Annotated in this window: 13 protein-coding genes; 7 read left to right on the plus strand and 6 right to left on the minus strand. The window is 54.8% G+C overall.

Annotated features, from left to right (window positions below; translation table 11 throughout):
- Positions 1 to 215: 215 nt before the first annotated feature.
- Entirely contained in the window at positions 216 to 1,031 is an 816-nt protein-coding gene (locus tag C466_RS07265; protein ID WP_080505997.1) for an IS5 family transposase, read from the minus strand.
- Positions 1,032 to 1,708: 677 nt separating this feature from the next.
- Here C466_RS07265 and C466_RS07270 point away from each other — a divergent pair.
- Entirely contained in the window at positions 1,709 to 2,071 is a 363-nt protein-coding gene (locus C466_RS07270; protein WP_223174209.1) for an HVO_A0114 family putative DNA-binding protein, read from the plus strand.
- A 95-nt stretch (positions 2,072 to 2,166) separates the two neighbouring features.
- Here the strand turns inward: C466_RS07270 and C466_RS07275 are convergent, their stop codons facing one another.
- On the minus strand, positions 2,167 to 2,574 hold the full coding sequence (locus tag C466_RS07275; RefSeq protein ID WP_004598865.1) for a Cdc6/Cdc18 family protein: 408 nt from the start codon (positions 2,572 to 2,574) through the stop codon (positions 2,167 to 2,169).
- Between the two features lie 866 nt (positions 2,575 to 3,440).
- Between C466_RS07275 and C466_RS07280 the strand changes: the two genes are divergently transcribed.
- Both C466_RS07280 and C466_RS16775 read left to right on the plus strand, forming a co-directional pair.
- Complete coding sequence (locus C466_RS07280; RefSeq protein ID WP_004598864.1) at positions 3,441 to 4,652, plus strand: orc1/cdc6 family replication initiation protein; 1,212 nt, start codon at positions 3,441 to 3,443, stop codon at positions 4,650 to 4,652.
- 545 nt (positions 4,653 to 5,197) lie between these two features.
- Positions 5,198 to 5,335, plus strand: a complete 138-nt coding sequence (locus C466_RS16775; RefSeq protein WP_160163048.1) for a hypothetical protein — start codon at positions 5,198 to 5,200, stop codon at positions 5,333 to 5,335.
- 279 nt (positions 5,336 to 5,614) lie between these two features.
- Here C466_RS16775 and C466_RS07285 read toward each other — a convergent pair whose 3' ends face one another.
- The gene (locus C466_RS07285; protein ID WP_049908418.1) at positions 5,615 to 5,890 is read right to left on the minus strand and encodes a DUF433 domain-containing protein; all 276 of its coding nucleotides are present in this window, start codon (positions 5,888 to 5,890) and stop codon (positions 5,615 to 5,617) included.
- Positions 5,891 to 6,161: 271 nt separating this feature from the next.
- Here C466_RS07285 and C466_RS07290 point away from each other — a divergent pair, with 271 nt between their 5' ends.
- The 3 genes from C466_RS07290 to C466_RS07295 are packed head-to-tail and all read left to right on the plus strand — an operon-like array spanning position 6,162 to position 7,437.
- Positions 6,162 to 6,500 carry a hypothetical protein gene (locus tag C466_RS07290; RefSeq protein ID WP_193366046.1) on the plus strand — a complete coding sequence of 113 codons (339 nt, stop codon included), beginning with the start codon at positions 6,162 to 6,164 and terminating at the stop codon, positions 6,498 to 6,500.
- 40 nt (positions 6,501 to 6,540) lie between these two features.
- Positions 6,541 to 6,891 (plus strand): hypothetical protein, encoded by a 351-nt coding sequence (locus C466_RS17305; protein ID WP_239641199.1) that lies wholly within the window; start codon positions 6,541 to 6,543, stop codon positions 6,889 to 6,891.
- Positions 6,892 to 6,894: 3 nt separating this feature from the next.
- Complete coding sequence (locus C466_RS07295) at positions 6,895 to 7,437, plus strand: Cdc6/Cdc18 family protein (RefSeq protein ID WP_239641200.1); 543 nt, start codon at positions 6,895 to 6,897, stop codon at positions 7,435 to 7,437.
- Positions 7,438 to 8,347: 910 nt separating this feature from the next.
- Here C466_RS07295 and C466_RS07300 read toward each other — a convergent pair.
- Entirely contained in the window at positions 8,348 to 9,688 is a 1,341-nt protein-coding gene (locus tag C466_RS07300) for an NAD(P)/FAD-dependent oxidoreductase (RefSeq protein WP_049908417.1), read from the minus strand.
- Between the two features lie 8 nt (positions 9,689 to 9,696).
- Positions 9,697 to 11,520, minus strand: a complete 1,824-nt coding sequence (locus C466_RS07305) for a flippase-like domain-containing protein (protein ID WP_004598860.1) — start codon at positions 11,518 to 11,520, stop codon at positions 9,697 to 9,699.
- A 589-nt stretch (positions 11,521 to 12,109) separates the two neighbouring features.
- On the opposite strand from C466_RS07305, the gene C466_RS15990 reads away from it, so the two are divergent.
- Complete coding sequence (locus C466_RS15990) at positions 12,110 to 13,606, plus strand: ArnT family glycosyltransferase (RefSeq protein WP_080505993.1); 1,497 nt, start codon at positions 12,110 to 12,112, stop codon at positions 13,604 to 13,606.
- Between the two features lie 131 nt (positions 13,607 to 13,737).
- On the opposite strand, the gene C466_RS07310 is transcribed toward C466_RS15990, so the two are convergent.
- On the minus strand, positions 13,738 to 14,262 hold the full coding sequence (locus C466_RS07310) for a hypothetical protein (RefSeq protein WP_004598859.1): 525 nt from the start codon (positions 14,260 to 14,262) through the stop codon (positions 13,738 to 13,740).
- Positions 14,263 to 14,661: the final 399 nt, after the last annotated feature.

The following is a 14,661-nucleotide window of genomic DNA, read 5'->3' on the forward strand; positions in this document are numbered from 1 at the left end:
GTTGCCTTGTTGAACGCAAGACAGCGTCGGGGTAGGGTCGATAACTCACGGTTTCACGGTGTCAAAGACTGGTTCTTACACGCAGAAGATGCAGTAGCTGCCGCTGGCGGTGGTTGTCAAAGGGTCAAAACTATGGTAGCTTACTTCCTTGATCAGATGACGACGGCGATGCCTCTCCCAAATATGTCCGGAGAAGGGGGAGCAGGCGGCGAGCCCTAACTCGCCGCCTGCGTTAGGTTATGGATGATGCACTTCCGCGTGAACTCCCGGAACTGGCCGTGCCAGCTCCGGGAGCGTAGCTTCTCGCCGTCGTCTTCCTTCAACTGCGAGAAGCCCGTTTCACTCATCCAGCGCTGGTTGTAATCCTCATTCATCCGGGCGTTGTGAGCCTTCTGTAGCGGTGTTTGCTCTCTGTGCTTGATCAGTGGTCGCGTTGAGTTGGAGCGACACTCCTCACGGAGATCGCTCCATGAGTAGTTCGCGTCGGCAGATAACACACGCAGGTCTTCCGCGTTCCGGCGGAAGACCTGCATCCCAATGTGGCCGTCCCACGCCTTCTGCGTCGTGAAATGAACGTCTTTGATTGCTAGTGAGTTCACGTCGATCAAGATCGTCGTCTTCATCGACTGGAACGAGAAGTCTGCGCGGTCGCGGTAGTGGTAACTCGTTTGATCGCGTTGAAAGCCGCTTGCGTCAATTGCAGCTTCACCACTCCAGCCCGCCTGCTCCGCCGAAGTGCGGAGCAGGCGGCGGAGTTCACGCATTCGGTACTCATTTTCCCACCGACAAAACGAGCTGTAGTGCGGTGCGTCGTCAAGATCAAACACGGCGAGGACGCCGGGCATCTCGTTGAGGTAGTCTTCGGTCTCACGGAGACTCTTTTCGAGTTCGACGCGATACAGGATCAACGCGATCTGCACCCACTCGGCGTACCCGTCCGCGCCGTCCGGCGCGGCGGGTACGTCCGGATCATCAACATGCTGTTTGGCAAGATCTCGACACATCCAAGCAAGCCGTCTGAGCGATGCCATATCGCCAGACGGCGTCCATTTCCGGGTTAATCTGACGGAATATTACAGTAAGAGCGTCCCAGACCGTCATCACTAGGCGGCAAAACAAGGCANGCCAGACGGCGTCCATTTCCGGGTTAATCTGACGGAATATTACAGTAAGAGCGTCCCAGACCGTCATCACTAGGCGGCAAAACAAGGCACCGTACGTTCGAGCGTGTTCATTGAGGTGATCCTCAGCCTCCCAAAGATTTGAGATGGGTACTTGGAAATCCTTGATATCTGCACCAGTCTCCCGGTAGAACCGATCTAGGTGGATTTCTCCCTCATCGTGTTCAGCGTTATCCACCTTTGCCACCTCGATTCGGGACCCATCAGCCAATTCGAAAAATAGGATGGCCGCAAAAGACTCTGGATTGTTTGTGCTCGGATCGGCGCGCGCGCCGATCTGGAACACAACTCCTCCAACACGATCCGCCTCGTAGACATACTCAAAGTCTGATTGTCGAGTCATGTATGTAGTGAATCAGTCTCAGAGGCGCAGAACGCCCCTACATTTATTCTATACGTGTCGGATAAAATTAAATCTGTTGATTTTGACCGTTGTGGTATCAAAACTGCCCCTATTCGTCGCAAATTAGCCTTTCAGAAACATTTAACTCGTTGTGGTTCTAAAACAACGATAAGGAGACTAACACATGTCCGATACTGAATCAGAAACTACTGCCATTGATATGGAAGGGCGGGAAGATCGCAGTCACCTTCGCGGTGAGATGGCCCGCTCGCTCGCCCGAGGGGGGATGGAAGGTGTCCAAGTGATCAGCTGGGAAAGCGCAGAGATCGCTCTCACACCGAAGCGTCGTGAGATTATCGAGACGCTCCGCGAGAAGGAAATCGGGTCTGTTCGAGGACTCGCCCGGGAGCTGGATCGAGACAAATCGCAGGTCAGTCAAGATCTGGCGAAGCTCGCAGAGCTAGGTATCGTTCGGTACGAAAAGAACGGCAACGCGAAGAGTCCCCGACTGACACAGGAGCACATCGTCGTCGAGCCGATCGTCTAGACAGACCTGGGAACAAGTGCTGGGGTTTCCCCCAATTCTCACTCGCTCACCAGCAAAGCGAGAGAGTCCGTTTCGTCTGTCTTTACGGCGGGGTATCACCGGTCGCGTTCCGTTTCGATCTCGTCACTGCTGTCGAGGACGATTTCGGGGGCGAGATCGAGATCGTACTCGTCGTACCGGCCGCCGCTCTCCCCGCGGTTTCGGTTCGTCCGTTGGAGGAAGCCGAGCTTGTGGAGATCCGAGAGGTGCTTCTGGATGCTTTTCAGCGTCGTACGCGAGTCCACGGCGTGTGCGTTCGTCACGCGCTCGTACCAGGTTTTGATCGTCTTCGACCGGGCCGGCGTCGCGCCTCGTTGTTCGAGGGACGCGAGCGGTTCGAGCAGCAGGTGGGCGTGCTGGGTCTGGTCGCGAATCCGGTTGCGTAATCGGCCGCACTGGACGAGGTCCTGAGCCTCGACAATGTGCGAATCGTCGATAGCGTCGTCGCCGCGCTTCTTCGTCACTTCGCCGCCAACCCTGAGGAGAGAGCAAGCGAGCGAGTCGGCGGGGTAAGCGCTCGACTCCCCACTGTGTCGAGTGCTTATCTCGTTGGAGTAGCAGTCGGATCCCCCACCCCACCGTGTCAAGTGTTCTTGTATAGAATCGAGGATAGATCAGTATCATACCCCACTGCGTCGAGTGTTCGATGTAGGCGACCGGACACCGCTCGTCTCACCTCGTTCCGGGAAGAACACTCGACGCAATGGGGGTAGCGATGAAAGCGACGGGGGCGCGATCGATCATCGGGCTTGGTCGGGTATGTAGTCTACACGGGATTCAGCTTGCGGCCGGATCAAAAGAGTAGTTGGTGAGAGAGAGTACGTTTCGTGTGCTTTCCGTCTCTTTCTCGCGAGGATGCGACGATATATGGGTAAGCCAGCGGGTGAATGGGACGGGAGGAAGTGATACGTGACACCCCACCATGTCAAGTGCTTTCCTTGCCGGAGTAGGAGTCAGATCTCTCACCCCACCGTGTCGAGTGTTTCGTGCGTGGGAACCGTCTCGGGAGGCGTTGACCGGTGTCGATTGTCCGGAGTCGCGAACGACAACTGGTTCGGTCGACTGCGAGGCGGTCCACTTGCATCGAACTGAAATAGGAGGCTGGGATGTGCCCACAGCTTGTACCAAGTGAAACCGGTCCAGCCGTCGTGTCGTAGGAAACCCACCCCACCGTGTCGAGTGTTCCTCTCGGTTGCTATCGACGAGGACTGACCGAGAGACACTCCACTACGTCAAGTGCTAACCGATAGACTTCGATAATCTGTATTTTCATACGATACACTTGACACGGTGGTTTTATGCGTATGGGCCGAGTCGAACGCGATGGAAGATGGCGACGTTCACACGGGACACGGAGATATTCCGCAATGAGGACATGCTCCGCGAGGATTACCAGCCGGATTCGATTACCGCTCGCGAGGACGAGATTTCGACGTACATGGCCGCGCTTCAGCCGATCGTCAACGGCGCACAACCCCGAAATATCTTCTTGTACGGAAAAACGGGTGTCGGGAAGACAGCCGTTTCTCGGTACCTGTTGAAGCAACTACAGCGAGATACGGAGCAGTACGACGACGTCGAACTCTCGGTCTGCTGGCTCAACTGTACGAACCTCTCATCTTCCTACCAGGTCGCGGTCAACCTCGTGAATCAGCTGCGACCCGCAGACGACCGGATCAGCACGACCGGGTATCCCCAACAGCGCGTGTTCGATATCCTGTACGAGGAGCTCGACCAGATCGGCGGGACGATCCTCCTCGTATTCGACGAGATCGACCACATCGGCAGCGACGACGAAATTCTGTACGAGATCCCGCGAGCCCGGTCAAATGGCTATCTCTCGAACGCGAAGCCGGGCGTGATCGGCATCAGCAACGATTTCGGCTTCCGCGATGACCTCTCTCCGAAGGTGAAGGACACTCTCTGTGAGGAGGAGATTCACTTCTCGCCGTACAACGCCCCGGAACTGCGCGCCATCCTCGAAGAGCGAGTGACCGGTGCGATGTACGACGACGCGGTGGACGACGCCGTGATCGCGCTGTGTGCCGCTATCGCGGCGCAGGACACGGGAAGTGCCCGGCAGGCATTAGATATCCTCTATAAATCCGGTGAGATTGCGCGGACGAACAGCGAGGAGCGACTAACAGAGGAGCACGTGCATCAGGCTCGCGAGAAGCTCGAGCAGAGTCAGGTCGAACACGGGATGCGCGAGCTGACGAAACACGGGCATCTCGCGCTCGTGGCCATGTTACAGCTCGCGTTCGAGCAGGAGACCCCGGCGCGGATCCGCGACGTGTACCCGCTGTATCGACGTATCGCGGAGGGCTCCAACGTCGACCCGCTCGTTCGTCGTCGTATGCACGACCACCTCGCGGATCTGGCGATGCTCGGCATCCTCGACCGGCAAATGAAAAACGAGGGGCGGGCTGGTGGGCACTACTACCAGTACGAGTTCGATGTCGACCTCGATATTGTCGGCGATGTTGTTCGGGATTTTGATTCTATTGCGCTCCCGAAGGGCGTGACAGCGCGGATCGAGTGAGTTCGCTCGGATTCATTCGGATGGCTCCGGCCAGAGTTGTACGAACACTGGATGTGGAGGGTCTCAGCGGTTCCGTTCCGTCCCGGGAAGAACACTTGACATGGTGGGGTGGGGGTGGCGATGAACCAAGGATGCGGTAAATACTTCAGCTCATGAAATGCCACCGACCCTGTACCGAGTGAGGAACACAACAGACGAATTCTATCTCTTCTAGACCGGGTTTGGATAGTGTATAAATACTACACAGCTTACTCTCACACATTAGGCACCGAGTGAAATTGGCGACCGTTGTGCTGCTGGTAGAGTAAAGAAGCCGGGCAATTCGGGCCTTGGTGGTGAGATGATGGACTTTGCGGTCTGTTCACTTTGGTTGGAACTCACTCGGTAGGAAGTGTGTCTGTGAGCCTAGAGCCTGGTCGGGGTGTCGTCCTAACTGAACTGGGTACGTTGGCTGCGTTGTACCGTTTCGGCAGGTGTCACTCGGTTCGACGTGTTTGACGACGGTTTGACAGGGTTTCATCTCTTGATTTCACTTGGTGTACGGTGTGTCCCTCGTACTGCCCGCCCGGAGGGCCCGACGTTGCCAGTACGAGTTCGACGTCAACCTCGGTGTCGTCGACGACGTAGTTCGGGACTCCAACACTATCGTGCTTCCAAAGGGTGTAGCAGCGCGGATCACGTGACCGGGGGATTAAACCGGGGTCCTTTCAGATGGTCCCCGGAGCGTCTCGTTCGAACACTCGACACAGTGGGGTCTCAGCGGAAGGCGTCCCACCCTGCCCCGGAGAGAACACTTGACACGGTGGGGTGGGAGTAGTGATGAGCCCGAGGGGGCCGCAATCGGTCTTTACTCGTGTACTCGCCAAATCAGTCCTTAGCCTGCGCAACCTCGTGTCCACGTTCCCGGAGCAGTCGCTCGAAGACGCGACCGACGTGTTCGTCAAGCAGGATTTGAGCGGTCGTCACTGAACCGGTTCTTTCGGCTTCAGCGACACCTCTCGGACGCGATCGAACGCCGCTTCGTTCTCTCGTTCGAGATCGCGCATCTCCTCGATGTGTCCGTAGTAGTACGAGAGCGCCTCGTAGACATCTGAAATCGGGAGATCGAACTGGTCTGCGACGTGAGCGGGCGACTGACCGCCGTCGATCACCCTGGCAGCGACGTGGCGAACACCGACTCTCGTCCCGTTAATTCGGGGTTCACCGCCGAGAACATCGTCGTCACGGGCGATTGTCATACGTGGCAGTACGGAACCCACCGTCATATCATTTCGGCAGATGCCCTCTGCGACTCTGAATACACAGCTAATCGCCAATCGACCGTCGATTTGTCGGACCCAAACGGGTAATCGGTGTGCCCCACTTGTGTTTCGCTCACATCGTCGCCAAGAGGGCACATTTCACCGACGGCTTCTCCATAGCGGAGAGTTGAATCTACTTTCACAGAAAGGTGTTAATGACCGTTAATACTCGTGAGAACGCTTATACACGTAGATGGTGGCTTTCTGTATGAGCAGTATGGAGCACGCGGATGACCGCGGGGCGAAGAAGGAACTTCGGAAGGAGCACCCAAGCGGGTGGCTGTATCTCACGCAGCACGATGCGATCCCGATTCTCGTCGACGCGTTGCTTGATCTCCCGCCGAATCGTGAGTTCAACAAAACCGAACTCGCAGCACACGCCGGCGTCACGCGCCAAACTGTTGGCAACTACACCGACCTCTTGTGTGAGGTTGAACTCATTGAGGACGTTCCGAACACATCACCACGACGGTATCGGGTCGCGGACAGCGATGTCGTCCGCGAGCTCTTCGAGTTGAACAGCGCGCTCAACAGCGTTGGCGAGTAGTCGCTGCCCACGAGGCGTTCTTCGGTACTCCCGTCGGTGTTTGGAATCGGGGTTCGCAGTCTCGTTGACGGGTTTTCTGGAACTCGCCAGCCGATTCCCGGAGCGGGGACTCGGGACCGGAGACGCGTTCGACGAACTGTACCGACAGTTCGATCGCATCGGCGGGACGCACCGCGTCGTGTGCGACGAGATCGACCATCTGGAGGACGCGAACACGCTGCTGTATGAACTACCACGCGCGAGAGCAAACGGTCACATCACGGGCGCGACAGTCGGCGTGCCCGGGGTCGGCACCGACGACACGATTCGACAGACGCTCTCGCCGACTGTGACGGACACGCCCATGGAGACCGAAAGCTCCGTCAGTCCGTCCGACCCTGCGGCACTGTGAACCATGCTGGAGTACTGGGCGGTGCGTGCTGTCGTCGACGAGGCGCGTGACACGTCGGGGATCGCGAAGGCGGCAGTGTTGGCCGCGCAGGAGGTGGGGAACGCGCGGCAGGCGCTCAATCTGCTTCGCGTTGGCGCGGAGTTGGCGGAGCAGCACGGCGAGGCGCCGGTCACGGACGACCATATCGAGACCGCACGGGAACGAGTACAGCGCGGTCGGGTCGCGAACAAGATCCGAGATCAAACTGAGCACGTGTCGTGTACCTTGGAAGCGATCGCGACCCGCCAGACGAGTGGCGAGGTTCTGGCGCGGTCGAAGGAGATCCAGCGAACGTACGAGCGGGTGGCGGAGTCGCACGCCACCTCGCCGCTGTCGACGCTGAAGAGCATCCAAGATCATCTTTCGGACCTCCACATGCTGGGGTTCCTTAGACGTCACGGGCAGAACAAGGGATTGAGCGGGGGGCAGTACGACGAGTATGAGTTGGATCTCGATCCGGCGATCGTCTTAGAGACGCTGACGGAGATCGCCGAACACACGCAGTGAAAGCACACGAGATGTACTCTCTCTAGTCGTTCCTGTCATTAGGAATATATGAGGGCAGACGATGTCGATACAAGCCACCTTATCTGAGTAGACAGCACGTTAGCAAACAGATTTCGGTGTTCTGTAGTAGTTTCCCTCGAAATGAACGTCGCGATCCCCACTATAGGCCGGTAGAGTTGTCTCGGTGGTTCCGTGTGTCGATCTTGAGGTAGGGTACGATCTACTCTGCGAGGCCGAATTTTAGAGAACCTGTCCCGGATTAGACTCGCATTCGACAAACTGCCGAACTCTGTGTTGGCTTTTAAAAGAGCAAGTATGTTTTCATTATGATAGGATAACTGAGTGCATTGACGGCTACTTCACCGAATCGTTCCTCAAAGCCAGCCACGACGGTCGAGCGACCATGTCGCTGTGGAGAGTGGACGCTTGATGCCGACGACCGAGGAGCGTTCTTTGTCATATTAATCATGCTGCCACGATGGATTACTCCTCAAGCGTGTCGACGACAGCGGTGCGTGGGCGTCACCCTGATCGAGATGCTCAACGTACATATCTAGACAGTGCTCGAGATGTCGCCACTGGGGGCGACCGAGTTGATCGACCGATAGTCGATGAACTGTTGACGACCGACGACATTAAGATCGGTAATCTAGATGAGTAGCGTCCATTTCGATGTCGATGATCTCAGGATTCTGGAGTACAATTGTTCAGAATAGGAACCACGCGATGCTCTCTAGATGGAATATTCGAATAGGACAATCAACCAGAGTCTCAACGTCACCAATACTGAACAGGGGTCTGTGTTACTAGCCAGGAATCTTGGTCGCTAATGGGGGTGGTGTGGAAATCAACTCACTGCCATAACACGCATTGACTTGGGACAGAGATGCGTCCTGGTAGGATCCGCAGATTATTTGTCTACAATGCGATCTGCCACTTCAGAGCCTGCGACTATTCCACCATTGAGACTGCGCTCAGGGTATTGGGCTGAGGATGCCATGCCTGCGTAGTAGACCTCGTCAGCTACCTCGTCGCCAAGGTCGTAAGGGACAACCATGTCGAGGTACCCTCGTTCATAGACCGGTGCTGTCCGAGGATTCCGGGCGGTTCGCACCCAATTGACTGAATCACGATCAAACTCAGGAAACAGTGACTCGATGCCTGAGAGCCACGTCTCGCGAATCTCGTCATCGGTCTGTTGCCAGACCTCCTCTTCAGGCGACTGGATGTAGCGCGCGACGTACAAGAGATGTTCGCCACCGTAGCGCTCTTTTTCGATGAAGTTGGTGTGCTCGATGAGAGCTCCGAAGGGAGCATCATCAGCGATATTGAGCCAGTAGGTTTCGAGCAGAGATTCCTCCATACTGATGACCGAGCAGACAGTCCCCTGGAAGTCAATATCGCAGGAATAGCCGGTGAGATCTTCAAGGACGTTCGGCATTGTCGCAACAACGACGCTGTCCACGTTATGACTCTCAGTCACCGACTCACCGGTTTCGTTTTCACGTTCGGCGGTTAGGCCAGTGACTTCGTTGTCCACAGTTTGGATGTCTGTCACTCGGGTATTGGATTCAATATTTTCCCGACCCACCGCATTAATAAGAGCGTCAAGCAAACGGCCGAAACCGCCGTCAAGATAGCCCAGAATCTCTCCCCTCAACATGTCACGCTCTCCGCGGAATTTGATTCGTCCTAGCAGCCAAGCGGCGCTAACGTCGTCTTTGCGAGAACCAAATTTGGCGTCAAGCAGTGGTTCAAAGAAAGTCTCATAGACATTAGGGGTAGTGTGCTCACGAGCGAACTCCTCGACAGGAACATCCTCGAAGTCCGACAACTGTTCGTAGGTGTCGAATTTCGGAATTCCCCCACGGACATCGATATCAAGCGTGAGCATGCCTAAGCGGAACTTATCATAGAGGTTCCAGTAAGGAAAAGAGAAGATTTCCCAAGGCTTGTCCATCGGGTGAATATCACCGTTAATGTAGTAAGCGTTCTTGCCGATCTGCCATTCAATGTCTTTCCCTATACCGAGTTCTTCGGCGAGTTCAACAATAGTTTCTTCTGACTTTGAGAGGTGGTGATAGAATTTTTCAATTGGATCTCCGGAGGTCTCATATACGGAAGCTAGTCCTCCAAGGTCATCACTCGCTTCGAAAACGCACACATCGAATCCATGCTCTTGGAGCCGATATGCTGCCGTGAGCCCAGCGATGCCGCCACCGACTACGGCAATTTCAGCGTCTAGCTGCATGAGTTATATTAAGTATCTCCGATTTGATCCTTAGTACCTTCGTCTACAGTCTGTGCCTGCTCTACCGCAGTCGTCAGCGAAACGTTGAGCCATACCATCGAGACGATACCGCCCAAGATGGTGACGATGTTCTTGACTGCGTGGTCAACGATTGCAATGCTGAGCGCAGCAGCTACGCTGACTGGCGTTAGTGGCGCCACAATGATCGTAAATGCGCCCTCATAAAGGCCAACACCGCCGGGAGTTAAAGGAAGGACCTTGGCGAGATTCCCGACGCTGACAGCGAAGAAACTGACAGCAACGAGTAGGGGCGTTAGCGGGTATCCAAAAGCCGCAAAGACAGTCAATGCGGTCAAGACATCAAACGTCCAGATAGCTAAGCTACTGATTCCGACGCGGGCAAAAGTCGATCCATCTGTGGTGACAGTCTGGATGTCAGCAACAAAGCCCTCAACGATTCTAGCCACATAGTCGGCGTAGGAGTCGTCGCTCAGTCGGCTAATAGTGGTGCGAACGAGGTTTGCCTCGGTGTGTGTACTGGCGATAATTGCGACAACAGCACCGATGGCAGCAAATCCTACGGCGGCAGCGACATAGACGGCAGTCTGACCACTCTGCTTGGTGTCGCCGCCAACCATCTCACCAGTCAGCGCAGACATTAACTCACCAACTGAGCCGGTGGCAGCCAGTCCTATCATTACGGTGCCAGCGAGCACAGTGATTGTTAACAGGTCAAAAACGCGCTCGGCGGCTAGCGACGCAAATCCAGAAGCATATGGGATAGACCGGCGGGCTTTCACAACGTAGGCACGTACTCCGTCACCAAGCCGAGCGGGGAAGACAAGATTCCCAGTTTGGCTGATAAAGATCGCACCAGTGAGGAATTCCCATTGTTCGTGAAAGCCCATTGAGTTGAGGATATCACGATACCGAAGCCCGCGGAGCGGCCACGAAACAGAGTAGATAATTGCGCTCAGGACCACGAGTTCCGGTGCTGCGCCGGCCATTTCGTTGAGGATGGTCTGTGGATTCAGATACTGCGTCATCAGTAAGATAGCGAGGGCAACTAGCAGAGTACCGGCTCCCAGCGACACCCGCTGAGTGATACGCGGGCTAACTGACAGTTCCCAAAAGGTGCGAAGTATCTGGCTCCCCATGCCGAAGACATCACGGACAAGGTCAACTTTTGAATCGCCTTTCGGTTCCCAGTCGACAGAAAATTCCTTGACACGGAATCCCTCTCGCTGGGCTTTCACAAGCAGTTCAGTATCCCAGAACCAGTGTTCGTCTTTGATAGAAGGACCAAGCTGTTCGAAGGCAGATCGGGAGATTGCTTTGAACCCACACTGATGATCCTTCAGATCTGACCGAAGTATGGTGCGGACGAGCATATTGAATCCAAGGCTCGGGATGCCGCGTTTGGCCGGTCGCTCTGCTTGGTGCTCGGGCAGCCACCGTGAACCCGTCGCGACGTCGTAACCGTCCAATCTGACACTTTCAACCAGTTCCTCAAGGTGGCGCATATCTGTCGCGAGGTCGGTGTCGTAGTACACCAGCGTCTCCCCGTTCGCCTGATTGAAAGCGAACTCAAGCGCCCCGCCCCGACCGAGTCTCTCGTCGCTGTGGACGTGCCGAATCCGATCGTCAGTCTCCGCGAGCTGGGTCGCAATGTCGGGTGTCCGGTCCTCGCAGCCGTCCTCTGCGATAATCACCTCAAATGTACCCGTCGGTAGAAAGTCGACAAGTGTCTCAAGTGAGATCATTACCGTCTGTTCAATGCTATCCTCCTCGTTGTAGGCGGGGAGGACGATGCTAACTTGTGTATCAACCACTGTATTAGTTTCATCATTTACCTTTCAAAACATTTCCTATTTAGAATTGGCCAGTTCTGATATGAATGGGCTATCGGACAAATTCCGGTTTCCTCAAAACTGGCGATAGCCTTCAAGCGACTTGCTCCCCGACAATCGACCGACGCCAGTCGTACTCTAGCATCCAAGCCGTCGTCGCGCTCGAGATTAGGGCCAGTTAGACTCGTTCGAGACCCGCTCTGTTGGTCAGAAATCTTATCGAGTTACGGTGATTCCGTCTATCTTCGAGTCGGATACCCACCTATCGATTCATTCCGGGACGTCCCTCGCCACTTCCAGGATCGTTTCAGCGCAGGTCAATAACCATATTATCACAGGCGATTTCGAGCCCATCCCTGATTGGCCACTACTGGCGGGATAGGGGTTCGACGCTGGCCTCTGTCCGGCGTTTCTTGAGAGATGATGGATGGCGAGACGCTTTTCAGCCTCGAACTGCAGTCTGCCGAAACAGCGTATTTCCTAAGTGGCGATACACCTACCAGGTTTCAGTACTTTTCATACAATCTCCGAGATAGGTACCAATTTAAAGAACAAATTAAAAGTAGGAGGCATGAGATTCAATCAAAAACGTCTCCTCACGCTGATCGTAACGGTGCCAACCCTTGCGTTATTACCAATGCTGACAGCGCCAGTACCAACCGTCGACAATCGTGCACGTGAGATTGCATCATATTTCCAAGCCCTTGCATTTGCCCGAAACCCTCTTAGCTCCTATACATATCTGACGCCTGAAGAAAGTTACAGTGCATTGCATCTCCACAGTGTCCTATCTGCTCCTCTTGTTGAACTCGAATTTCTTCAAGGTGGGCGACTGATCGCCCTAATTGGTGCTAGCATCTCTGCCCTTCTCGTCGCGTATATCGGGCATTACTACTGGGGAGATCGCGGTCTGATTCTTGCTCCTGTTTTTCTGTGGCTTTCCCCTACCTTCCTCCGATTTTCCTCTCGCTCATGGCCTGAAACACTCAGTATTGCCTTGACGACGGCAGTGATCATCGGCGTCCTCCGGTATTGCAGCACGAATGAGCGAAAATGGCACCTCCTCGCACTCTTCTCCCTCGTTTTAGCGATCACTAATCACATGTGGGAAGCGACAATCCTCCTCCCCGCAACTGCGATATTGGTGTACCATCGCCGATTCAAAACCGCGATTCTAACTGGTGGGGTAGCAATAACAACTGTCGCCGTGGTCCGACATCTATCTGGCCTTCAACCGAAACCGTCTGGTGCTTCATCGCTTGTCGCCTATGGCGTCCAGAACCATTGGGAGTTGCTATTCACGGCCGACTGGTGGTTCGGAGTATCTTCGCTTCACCCGTTATCGATCACCGCAACTCTTCTCATCCCGCTTGGGTGTATACTCGCTATTGTGTTCACATGGCGTGCATATCAAGAGAAAGAAGAGGTAGATGTTCTCCTTTCATCGTGGCTTGTGAGTGCGTTGACGATTCCGCTTGCGTTGCCTGGCGGCGCTCACCATTGGTATTACGTCTGGGCACTCACAGTCCCAATTGCCCTTTCTGGTACTAAGCTTGGGAAGTCCGCCATAGAGCATCTAACGGCTGAATATTCACTGCCCGAAGATCGGCTCATGTATGGAGTAGTTGCAACCGGACTCTGTTTGATGCTTGTCTATATTGGCGTATTCGAGTTGGGATTGCTCGCGGGAACAGAAATTCCGCTTGCAGGAGCGGTAACCAGTCCATTGGCCGCGCCACTAACGCCGATGGACCAAGGGACCGTTGAACACGGCTCAGCAGTCCAAGCAGGCCAAGAAATTAAGTCGAGGGATATAACTGAAGCCCAAGAAATTGTGTTCGTCGGAGACTGGCAGTACTCACAGTCTCAAAATTACTTTGGGCAAGCGGCTGCTGCCCGGGTCTTAATTTATTCTGATGTGGTAGTTCAAGAGAGACAGTTTATCGGGGGAGATAACAAAGGACCAAAAATAGCAACGGCCACCGATTCACCATGGAGAGATGATTGTCAGGCTATTGTGTATCGAGACGGAGAAAATATCAAAGTGAAGGACTGCAAGCCAAGATGAATAGTACGCCATGTAATGGGGTTCGCTGCTAGTTATCGGGTCGTAGTTAACGCTCCCAAGGGAGATGGCTGCTCCTCCATCCGAGACCGTGATACTATCGTCATACATTGTTGACAAATCAACGCGTCTCATTAGCTAACTGTCGTTAGGTCGCCAAGACACGCGATCGGGGTCGTTAGCGTCCCACCGCTTTCCTCGCTAACGTCCCCACTCGGACCCTCGTAGACCACAGTGTCGTTGGTGTCGCTCCGGTTCTGGAGAATGGCCGTGTTGGGGCCATTCGCTCCGTCGTCAACCATCGGCCAATAGTTCCGACCACCGTTGTACTGGGCGAAAGCGTAATCGTAATCGGCGTCTGATCCGGTTACGACCAGGTTTTCCAAGTTAAACGCCGTCGAAGAACCATTGATAAAGATAATAGTATCAACCGGAGACGACGGGGCCGAGTTGGGTTCGTAATTGATATACCCGATGTTGCCGGCGAAGTATCTGTTAACGACCTCCTCCGGCTGACCGCCAACATTGAACACACGCACCTCCCCGGAAAACGGATCTGCGTCGAATATTCGCGACGTGGTACCGGAGAGGTCCGTTTTCGGGTAAGCCAAGATGATGCCGAACCAGTTGGGTGCACCTCCTCCGTCCCAGTCTAGCATGGCCTCGACGTTGCCAGCGTCCCCGTCGAGGTAGACCTGACGGAAGTGCGTCGCGAACGGGTTACTTCCGGCCTCTGTCTTAAACAGAGACTCAGTACTTCACAAAGCCGCTTAGTTAGAACGTCTGCTTGCTGAAGGTGTGTCTACGACCCAGCAAGCAGACAGTGAGATTCATGAGGNCTCAGTACTTCACAAAGCCGCTTAGTTAGAACGTCTGCTTGCTGAAGGTGTGTCTACGACCCAGCAAGCAGACAGTGAGATTCATGAGGACCAGCTTCTTAACTTTCTCGTCAACCGCCTTGACGAGGAAGTTCAGTACCTCACAAAGCATCCTCAGCTAGCTGTTTCTGAAGCCTGAGTTCTGTGGCGGAGCGGTTGTGCTGGGTGGTCTTGACGAGA

The organism is Halorubrum distributum JCM 10118 (assembly GCF_000337335.1).
GTDB lineage: Archaea > Halobacteriota > Halobacteria > Halobacteriales > Haloferacaceae > Halorubrum > Halorubrum distributum.

Bases quoted from the DNA above. Each gene is read 5' to 3' on its own strand.
- C466_RS15990 (WP_080505993.1), top strand. From the start codon at position 12,110: ATGAGATTCAATCAAAAACGTCTCCTCACGCTGATCGTAACGGTGCCA.
- C466_RS07310 (WP_004598859.1), bottom strand. From the start codon at position 14,262: ATGCTAGACTGGGACGGAGGAGGTGCACCCAACTGGTTCGGCATCATC.
- C466_RS07280 (WP_004598864.1), top strand. From the start codon at position 3,441: ATGGCGACGTTCACACGGGACACGGAGATATTCCGCAATGAGGACATG.
- C466_RS07295 (WP_239641200.1), top strand. From the start codon at position 6,895: ATGCTGGAGTACTGGGCGGTGCGTGCTGTCGTCGACGAGGCGCGTGAC.
- C466_RS07265 (WP_080505997.1), bottom strand. From the start codon at position 1,031: ATGGCATCGCTCAGACGGCTTGCTTGGATGTGTCGAGATCTTGCCAAA.
- C466_RS07270 (WP_223174209.1), top strand. From the start codon at position 1,709: ATGTCCGATACTGAATCAGAAACTACTGCCATTGATATGGAAGGGCGG.
- C466_RS07290 (WP_193366046.1), top strand. From the start codon at position 6,162: ATGAGCAGTATGGAGCACGCGGATGACCGCGGGGCGAAGAAGGAACTT.
- C466_RS07285 (WP_049908418.1), bottom strand. From the start codon at position 5,890: ATGACAATCGCCCGTGACGACGATGTTCTCGGCGGTGAACCCCGAATT.
- C466_RS07300 (WP_049908417.1), bottom strand. From the start codon at position 9,688: ATGCAGCTAGACGCTGAAATTGCCGTAGTCGGTGGCGGCATCGCTGGG.